At 71.0% G+C, this 9,003-nt stretch carries 6 protein-coding genes; 3 read left to right on the top strand and 3 right to left on the bottom strand.

Annotated features, from left to right (window positions below; all coding sequences use genetic code 11):
- Positions 1-1,562 (top strand): glycoside hydrolase family 13 protein (locus ACFWEP_RS26560; protein WP_387373565.1); only part of this gene is annotated, 1,562 nt, incomplete at its 5' end.
- A 51-nt stretch (positions 1,563-1,613) separates the two neighbouring features.
- Complete coding sequence (locus ACFWEP_RS26555; RefSeq protein WP_387373563.1) at positions 1,614-4,037, top strand: discoidin domain-containing protein; 2,424 nt, start codon at positions 1,614-1,616, stop codon at positions 4,035-4,037.
- Between the two features lie 97 nt (positions 4,038-4,134).
- Here the strand turns inward: ACFWEP_RS26555 and ACFWEP_RS26550 are convergent, their stop codons facing one another.
- The 3 genes from ACFWEP_RS26550 to ACFWEP_RS26540 are packed head-to-tail and all read right to left on the bottom strand — an operon-like array spanning position 4,135 to position 5,809.
- Entirely contained in the window at positions 4,135-4,707 is a 573-nt protein-coding gene (locus tag ACFWEP_RS26550) for a YbhB/YbcL family Raf kinase inhibitor-like protein (RefSeq protein ID WP_387373561.1), read from the bottom strand.
- Complete coding sequence (locus tag ACFWEP_RS26545; RefSeq protein ID WP_387373559.1) at positions 4,704-5,267, bottom strand: cysteine hydrolase family protein; 564 nt, start codon at positions 5,265-5,267, stop codon at positions 4,704-4,706. Before ACFWEP_RS26545 ends, ACFWEP_RS26550 begins: the two co-directional genes overlap by 4 nt.
- Complete coding sequence (locus tag ACFWEP_RS26540) at positions 5,264-5,809, bottom strand: MarR family winged helix-turn-helix transcriptional regulator (protein WP_387373557.1); 546 nt, start codon at positions 5,807-5,809, stop codon at positions 5,264-5,266. Before ACFWEP_RS26540 ends, ACFWEP_RS26545 begins: the two co-directional genes overlap by 4 nt.
- Positions 5,810-6,168: 359 nt before the next feature.
- On the opposite strand from ACFWEP_RS26540, the gene ACFWEP_RS26535 reads away from it, so the two are divergent.
- Positions 6,169-8,958 (top strand): glycosyl hydrolase, encoded by a 2,790-nt coding sequence (locus ACFWEP_RS26535; protein ID WP_387373555.1) that lies wholly within the window; start codon positions 6,169-6,171, stop codon positions 8,956-8,958.
- The last annotated feature ends 45 nt before the right edge of the window (positions 8,959-9,003 follow it).

The following is a 9,003-nucleotide window of genomic DNA, read 5'->3' as shown; positions in this document are numbered from 1 at the left end:
GCGCCGTCATCTACCAGGTGTACCCACGCAGCTTCGCCGACGGTGACGGGGACGGTACCGGGGACCTCGCGGGCGTCCGGTCGAGACTGCCGTATCTCGCCGACCTGGGCGTGGACGCCATCTGGTTCACGCCGTGGTACGTCTCGCCGCTCGTCGACGGCGGATACGACGTCGCCGACTACCGCACCATCGACCCGGCCTTCGGGACGCTGGCCGAAGCGGAGAAGCTGATCGCCGAGGCCCGCCAGTCCGGCATCCGGGTGATCGTGGACATCGTGCCGAACCACGTGTCGGACCAACACGCCTGGTTCCGGGCGGCCCTGGAGGCCGGACCGGGCAGTCCCGAGCGGGAGTTGTTCCACTTCCGGCCCGGCCGGGGCGAGGACGGCGAACTGCCGCCCAACGACTGGCCCTCGCAGTTCTCCGGGCGCACCTGGACCCGGGTGGCGGACGGCGAGTGGTACCTCCACCTCTTCACGCCCGAGCAGCCCGACCTCAACTGGGCCCATCCGGCGGTCCGCCGGGAGCACGAGGAGATCCTGCGCTTCTGGTTCGAGCGCGGGGTGGCCGGTGTGCGGATCGACTCGGCAGCCCTCCTCGCCAAGGATCCGGCGCTCGCCGACTTCGTGGAGGGGGTGGACCCCCATCCGTACATCGACCAGGACGAGTTGCACGACATCTACCGGTCCTGGCGGGCCATCGCGGACGAGTACCAGGGTGTCTTCGTGGGCGAGGTCTGGCTGCCGGACTCGGAGCGCTTCGCCCGCTATCTGCGCCCGGACGAGCTGCACACCGCCTTCAACTTCAACTTCCTGGCGTGCCCGTGGCGGGCGGACCGGCTGCGGCGGACGATCGACGACACCCTTGCCGAGCACGCGCCCGTCGGCGCCCCGGCCACCTGGGTGCTGTGCAACCACGACGTGACCCGGACGGTGACCCGGTACGGCCGGGAGGACACCGGGTTCGACTTCGCCACGAAGGCGTTCGGTACGCCGACCGATCTGGCACTCGGCGAACGGCGGGCGCGCGCCGCGGCTCTGCTGACGCTCGCGCTGCCCGGGGCCGCCTACCTGTACCAGGGTGAGGAGTTGGGCCTCCCCGAGGCGGACGTCCCGCTCGACCGCATCCAGGACCCGATGCACTTCCGTTCCGGCGGCAGCGATCCGGGGCGGGACGGCTGCCGGGTGCCGCTGCCGTGGACCGCGGACGGCCCGTACAGCGGTTTCGGCTCTCACGGGGAACCGTGGCTGCCGCAGCCCGAGGGCTGGGAGGCGTACGCCGTGGACCGCCAGAGCGGCGACCCCGGCTCGATGCTGTCGCTCTACCGGGAGGCGCTGCGGCTGCGGCGCACCACTGAGGCGTTCCGGGGCGAGCCGCTGACCTGGCTCCCCTCGGCCGAGGGCGTCCTCGCCTTCCGGCGCGGCCCGGGGCTGGTGTGCGTCGTCAACCTGGCGGCGGAACCGGCGGAACTCCCCGCCCACACGGATGTCCTGCTCGCCGGCGGCCCCCTGGACGACCGGGGCCGTCTCCCCCAGGACACGGCGGTGTGGCTGCTGGCCTGAAACAGCCGCCACACCGCCGTCCAGATGTCCCCCCACAGGAGGTTATGCATCATGAGCGTGACAAGAGCCGCACCCGGTGGACGGTCCCTGACCGCTCTGCTGGCCTCACTCGCCTGCACCGTGGCCCTGGGTACGGTCGCCGCCCTCACCGGGGGCGGCACCGGTTCCGCGGCGGCGGCCGAGGCGCCCGTACTCTCGCCGTTCGCGGTAGCGGGGCGCGGGGCCCAGGTGCCGTTCACCGAGCTGGAGGCGGAGACCGCCGCGACCAGCGGCTCGCTGATCGGCCCCGACCGCACGTACACCTCCCTTCCCTCCGAGGCCTCGGGGCGGCGCGCCGTACGGCTCGACGCTCCGGGCGAGTACGTCGAGTTCACCCTGACCAAGCCGGCCAACGCGATGACGGTGCGCTATTCGGTGCCGGACAACGCGGCGGGTACGGGCATCACCGCGCCGGTCGCGCTCAGTCTGGACGGGACCAAGATCAAGGACCTCGACTTCACGTCCAAGTACGGCTGGTTCTACGGCTCCTACCCGTTCACCAACACCCCGGGCAGCCAGCCGCACCACTTCTACGACGAGACCAGGACCCTCTTCGGCAGGACCCTCGCCGCCGGTTCGAAGGTGCGGATCACCCTGCCCTCGACCTCCGTCACCCCGTGGGCCGTGGTGGACCTGGCCGACTTCGAGCAGGTCGCGGCTCCGGTGACCCGGCCCGCCGGCTCTCTCTCGGTCACCGACTACGGCGCCGACGCGAGCGGCGGCGCGGACTCGACCTCGGCGTTCCAGCAGGCGGTCGACGCGGGGAAGGCGCAGGGCAAGGAGGTGTGGATCCCGCAGGGCACCTTCAAGCTGACCGACCACGTGGTGGTCGACCAGGTCACGCTGCGCGGCGCCGGGCCCTGGTACAGCGTGCTGGGCGGCCGTCATCCCACCGACCGGAGCCGGGCTGCGGGGATCTACGGCAAGTACGTCTCCGGCGGCGGGTACGGCGGCGGGGTCCGCCCGTACGAGGCCGGCGGGCCGAGCCGGAACGTCACCCTCAAGGGCTTCGCGATCATCGGTGACATCACCGAACGGGTCGACGAGGACCAGGTCAACGCGATCGGCGGCGCGATGAGCGACTCCGTCGTGGACGACGTGTGGCTCCAGCACACGAAGGTCGGCGCCTGGATGGACGGGCCGATGGACAACTTCCACATCCGTAACAGCCGCATCCTCGACCAGACCGCGGACGGGGTGAACTTCCACTGGGGCGTCACCCGATCGTCCGTGGAGAACACCTTCCTGCGCAACCTCGGTGACGACGGCCTCGCGATGTGGTCCGACACCAAGGCCGACAGCGCCAACGCCTTCACCGGGAACACCGTGGTGGCCCCGATCCTCGCCAACCACATAGCGGTCTACGGCGGCAAGGACATCTCCGTCACCGACAACGTCCTCGCCGAGAGCCTCACCAACGGCGGCGCCCTGCACGTGGGCAACCGCTTCCCCGGGGTCTCCCCCGGCCAGGGCACCGATGTCCAGGGCACCTTCACCCTGGCCCGCAACACCACCATCCGGGCGGGCAACACCGACTACGGCTGGCCGTTCCCGATCGGCGCGGTCTGGTTCGACGCCCGCAACAGCCCGATCGACAAGGCGACGATCAACGTCACCGACACGGACATCCTGGACAGTTCCTACGCCGCGATCCACTTCGTCTCGGGGACGACGAAGAACGTCAACTTCAGCAACGTGAACATCGACGGCACCGGAACCTTCGCGCTCCAGTTCAACGACCCGGCGCAGCTGTCGCTGACCAACGTGCGCGCCACCCACATCGGGTTCACCGACCCCGTATACAGCTGCCTCGGCTCCTCGCTGGCACTGACCCAGGGCAGCGGCAACTCCGGCTGGAACACCAAGCTTCCGGCGACCTACTGCGGCCCGTGGCCGACCGCGAACTACGACCACGGCACCTCGCCCACACCCACCCCGACGCCCACCCCCACCCCCACCCCGACCCCGACGCCCACACCCACCCCGACGCCCACGCCCACCGGTCCGACTCCCGACCCCGGTCGGAACCTCGCCCTGGGCAGGCCCGTCACCGCGACCGGGTACGCGGACGTCTACAACCCGGCGAAGGCCGTCGACGGTGACGCCAACTCGTACTGGGAGAGCGTCAACCGGTCCTTCCCGCAGTCGCTGACCGTGGATCTGGGGACGGCGACCACCGTGGGCAGAGTCGTGCTCAAGCTGCCGTCGTCCTGGGAGGCGCGTACCCAGACCCTGACGGTCCTCGGCAGCGCCGACGGCTCCGTCTTCACCACGCTGACCGCGTCGAAGGACTACCGTTTCGACCCGGCCTCCGGCAACACGGTGACCGTGACCCTGCCGGCCGGCTCCGCGCCCCGCCACCTGCGGGTCACCGGTACCGCCAACACGGCCTGGCCCGCGGTCCAGGCCTCGGAACTGGAGGCGTACCGCTCCTGACGCACCCCGCCCGGCCTGCCCTCCGCCCGCCCGTGATCCCGTCCTGGACCGCGGGCGGGCGGAGGGCTGTCGCGGGCCTGTCCGGGTCGCCTTTCCGTCAGCGCTCGTAGACCCCCGTCAGCCGCCCCCGGCCGAGGACCTGCGGGGTGAGGGCGGGAAGCAGGGTTCGGGGCCGCGCCCCGAGCGGAGGCGTCGCGCCGGAGGCGCCGTCGACGGGAGCGGCGAGCGCGAAGAGCTGGAAGACGTAACGGTGCGGCCCGTGGCCCTTGATGGGCGCGGGGCCGTGGTAGCCGCGCCCGACGGTGGATCGCAGCAGCCGCACCCCGGCGCCGGGCCGTTTCGCGGCCAGGGAGCCGGGCGTGAGATCTCCGGTCGCCGGTTCGATCAGCGCCACGCAGTGCACCGCGGGCTTGGCCATGGGTACGTCGACGTCCTCGACGACGAGGAGAAGCTGCGCCGTACCGGCCGGGAGCCCGGTCCAGGCCAGGTGCGGGGAGAGGTCCTCGCCGCCGACGTGCTTCGCGCAGTGGACCCGTGGGAGCAGGCCGTCGGGAAGGAAGTCGTCGCTGGTGAGGATCAGCGACCCGGGGCCCTGGAGGTGGGGAAGGTTCCAGGCCAGGTGGGCCTCGCCCGCGCGGCGGTTGTTCAGGAGTCTGCCCAGGAGCGTCATCGGGTGGCCCCGATCATGGCGACGACCTCGGCGGTGGTGGCGGTCTCGCCGATCTTGGGGAACACGCGCTCCACGCTGTGGCGGTGGTCGGCCACCTCGCGGTCGGCCATGGCGTCGGTGGCGAGAACGACGTGGTAGCCGTGGTCGGAGGCCGAGCGTGCGGTCGACTCGACGCCCGCACTGGTCGAGATGCCGGCGAGGACGACCTGGGTGACGCCCAGGTCCCGCAGGAGGGTGTCCAGCCCGGTGTCGTGGAACGCGCTGCGCCGGCGCTTGGTGATCAGGTGGTCGGACGGCCGGACGTCGAGTTCCTCGATCAGTTCGGCCCAGCCGGGGGACGACGGGACACCGCCGCCCGCCCGCGCGCCCTCGGTACGCCCCGGGGCGCGCCCGGTGACGTTGACCAGGACCACCGGCAGGCCGTGCCGGCGGAACGCGGCGGCCAGGCGGGCCGCGGGTTCGGCCACCGCCGCGACGGCGGGTCCGGCGCCGGCGAGGAGGCCCTTCTGCAGGTCGATCACGACGAGCGCGGGGGTGGGGTCGATCGTTGTCAGTGTCACGGGGTCGTCTCTCCTGAGCGTGTCGGCCGGCCTCCGGCGCCGCTGCGTCCGGTGTCGGGCGTCGTGTACCGGTCGGTGTCGGGCGTCGTGGACTCGGCAGGTCGGATGGTGCGGGCCAGCCGGTCCAGCAGAGGTGCCGCGGCCGCGAGCCGGTCCAGTTCGGCCGGGGTGAACGCGCCGCCGGTCAGGGCCCGGGCGATGAGATCGGTCCGGGCACTGCGCTTGTCCTTCAGTGCCTTCCGTCCTGCGGCGGTCATCGTCAGCACCGCCCGCCTGCCGTCCTCCGGATCCGGGCTGCGCGCGACCAGACCACGGGCGCGCAGCGCACCGAGCGTCGCCCCCATGGCCTGTGCGGTGATCTGCGCTTCCCGGGCCAGCGCGGAGGAGGTGGTGGGGCCCGAGCGGTCCAGGAGTGCCAGGGCCGTCCGTTCGGGCATCGCGAGTCCGCCGTCGACCGGCACCTGTCGCACCCGCCGCACCAGCACACCGACGCTCGCCAGGAGGGCCGCGGCGACTCCCTCAGGAGTCAGGTCGTCCTTCATACAGTAAGGCTACTTTATCAATTCGCCTGAGCATTCCCCGCCCCGCCACAGGACTGCGCGAGGCCGTGGATCAGGAGGAAGGGACCGGGGGACGCGCGCGAGCCGTCACGGGCCACCCGCCCGAACCCCGCGACATGGGGCCATCCAGACGGTGAGAGCGCTCTCAACACTTCGCTCCCGACCCCTTCACGCACTCCGTTATCCATCAGAACTCGAACGCTGGGCCTCGCGCATGGTCCTCCAACTACCGTACGTGTCACTTCTCTTGACACAAAGGTTTCAGGAGTTTTACGTTCCTTGACAAATGAGAGCGCTCTCGAAAGCGCTTCGTCCCCCCTCTGACTTCGAGGTGCTGCCCCATGCAAGCCTCCCTCGTAAGACCCGCAGCCGCGATGGCCCTGGCCGTCGCCCTGGCCGCGGTGGGCCTGGGCCCGGCCGCGACTCCTGCGGCCGCGGCCACGATCACCGCGGGAGCCGGCAGCTACACCGACACCCGCCCGGCCGGCACCTCCGGACCGACCACCAACACCGGCGCGCCGGTCACCCCCAAGCTGACCCAGGCGGCCAAGAACAAGCCGGTGCCCACCAACGACTGGTGGACCTCGCTCGCCTACCAGCGCTACGGCGACAACCCGTACTCCACGCCGATGTACGGCCACCCGCTCACCTATCAGGCCACCTCCGGCGGCCTGGAGGTCGGCTATCCGACCACCCCCGCGATCGTCGGGGACGGCCGCCAGTACGAATACGCGCACAAGGCCGACCTGACCCTCGGTCTCAGCGGCCTCAACTCGCCCGACACGAAGGCCGACGACTGGTCCGACTGGACGGTCACCCCCTACTGGTCGGACGGCACCCGCACGCTGCGCACGACCATCGGGCACGGCCTGCCGTTCGTGTACGCGAAGGGCTCAGGCGGCGCCGCCAGCATCACCACGGCGAGCGCCCCCACCGTCTTCGCGGACAACGGAAACGTCCTCGGCATCACCGTCGCCGGGCACCACTACGCGCTGTTCTCGCCGACCGGCACCGACTGGACGGTCTCCGGGTCCACCATCACCGCCCCGCTCGGCGGCAAGGACTACTTCTCACTCGCCGTGCTGCCGTCCACCGACGCGCTCGCGACGTTCCGGAAGTACGCGTTCAGCTTCGTCACCGGCTCCAAGGTGACCTGGCAGTCCACCGGCGGGACGGTACGCGCGACGTACAGCCTCACCACGGAGGCCAAGGAGGGCACCGAACTGGGCACCCTCCAGGCCCTCTACCGCCACCAGTGGCTGCACACCTCCGACGCGCTCACGGCCTACACCTACGTGTCGCCGCGCGGCACCATGAAGGTGCGGGAGGCCACCTCCTTCACCACCAGCCAGAAGAGCACCGGCGTGGTGCCGGCCCTTCCGGCGGTCAGCGCCGTCGACACGGCCCGGCTGACCGGGTACCTCAACGAGGTGGCGAACGCGTCCGACCCGTTCTCCGGGGCCACCGACACCTACTGGACCGGCAAGGCGCTCGGCCGCCTGGCCCAACTGGTTCCCGTGGCCGACCAGATCGGCCAGACCGGTACCCGGGACAAGCTGCTGGGTCTGATGAAGGGCCGCCTCCAGGAGTGGTTCACGGCCGGCGGCGCGAGTGAGTTCAGCTACGACAAGGACTGGAAGACCCTCATCGGGTACCCCGCCTCCTACGGCAGCGACACCGAGCTGAACGACCATCACTTCCATTACAGCTACTACCTGTACGCGGCGGCGATCGTCGCCCAGTACGACCAGACCTGGGCCGCCGACTCCGCCTGGGGCACCATGGTCAAGAACCTGATCCGCGACACGGCCAACCCGAGCCGCACGGACAGCGCGTTCCCCTTCCTGCGCGGCTTCGACGTGTACGCGGGCCACAGTTGGGCCTCCGGGCACCAGGGCTTCGCGGCGGGCAACAACCAGGAGTCCTCCTCGGAGTCGACCAACCTGAGCGCGGCGCTCGTCCTGTGGGGTTCCGCGACCGGTGACACCTCTCTGCGCGACCTCGGCAGCTACTTGCTGACCACCGAGTCGGAAGCGATCGAGCAGTACTGGTTCGACACCGACCAGCAGGTCTTCCCGAGCTCCTTCGGTCACGACACGGTCGGCATGGTCTGGGGAAGCGGCGCCGCGTACTCCACCTGGTGGACCGCGAACCCCGAGGAGATCCACGGCATCAACACCCTGCCGATCACCGGCGGTTCGCTGTACCTGGGACGCGACAAGGCCACCGTCAAGCGGAATCTCGCCGAGATGGAGCGGGAGAACGGCGGCCCGGCCGTCGAATGGCGCGACCTGCTCTGGGAGTTCGAGGCGCTCGCCGACCCGGCGTCCGCGAAGGCCAAATGGGACGCGGGCAACGCGGGATACACCCCGGAACAGGGTGAGTCCAAGGCGCACACGTATCAGTGGATCACCACCCTGGACAGCCTCGGCGCCCCCGACATGAGCATCAGCGGGGACATCCCGACCTCCGCCGTCTTCACCAAGAACGGCGTCAACACCTACGTCGCCCACAACTACGGCACCACCGCCCGCACCGTCACCTTCACCAACGGCGCGACCCTCTCCGTACCGGCCCGCTCCACGGCCACCGGCACGGGCACCGGCGGTGGCACCACCGACCCGGGTACGGACCCCGGCACGGGCACCTCCACCGGGAACACCTTCCGGCTGAAGTCCGGCGGTACCCTCACCACCGCCACGGACGGCGCCGCCGGGACCGACACCATCGCCTCGGCGGACGGCGTCAACCGGGACGGCACTCCGTACAAGCCGACGACCTACCAGATCACCAACGTCAACGGCACCCTCTCCTCCGGCGCCTCCACCACGTTCCGCCTCCGGGTCGACGCGGGCACCACGGTCGGGCTCGCACCGCAGGTCAGGGTCAGCTACGACCTCACCGGCGACGGCACCTTCGACCGGACCGAGACCTACCGCTACTTCGCGACCGACCCGGTCGCCGGCTGGGAGGAGTACACCCAGGCCGTGGGTGCGCAGGCGACCACCGGCACCCTGGGCAACCTCACGGGCGGAACCGTCCGCCTGGAGATCTGGAACGCCCTGGGGAGCAGCACCTCCCAGGTGCAGACCGGCACGGACGCGGCGGTCCTGAAGATCCCGTACGTCTGATCCGGCGGGTACGACCCCCCGCACGTCCGATCCGGAGGTACGACC

The organism is Streptomyces sp. NPDC060198 (genome assembly GCF_042728415.1).
Taxonomy (GTDB): Bacteria; Actinomycetota; Actinomycetes; order Streptomycetales; family Streptomycetaceae; genus Streptomyces.
This window is presented reverse-complemented; position numbering and strand designations above follow the sequence as displayed.

Coding starts and splice junctions, on each gene's coding strand:
- ACFWEP_RS26555 (WP_387373563.1), top strand. CDS start 1,614: ATGAGCGTGACAAGAGCCGCACCCGGTGGACGGTCCCTGACCGCTCTG.
- ACFWEP_RS26550 (WP_387373561.1), bottom strand. CDS start 4,707: ATGACGCTCCTGGGCAGACTCCTGAACAACCGCCGCGCGGGCGAGGCC.
- ACFWEP_RS26540 (WP_387373557.1), bottom strand. CDS start 5,809: ATGAAGGACGACCTGACTCCTGAGGGAGTCGCCGCGGCCCTCCTGGCG.
- ACFWEP_RS26535 (WP_387373555.1), top strand. CDS start 6,169: ATGCAAGCCTCCCTCGTAAGACCCGCAGCCGCGATGGCCCTGGCCGTC.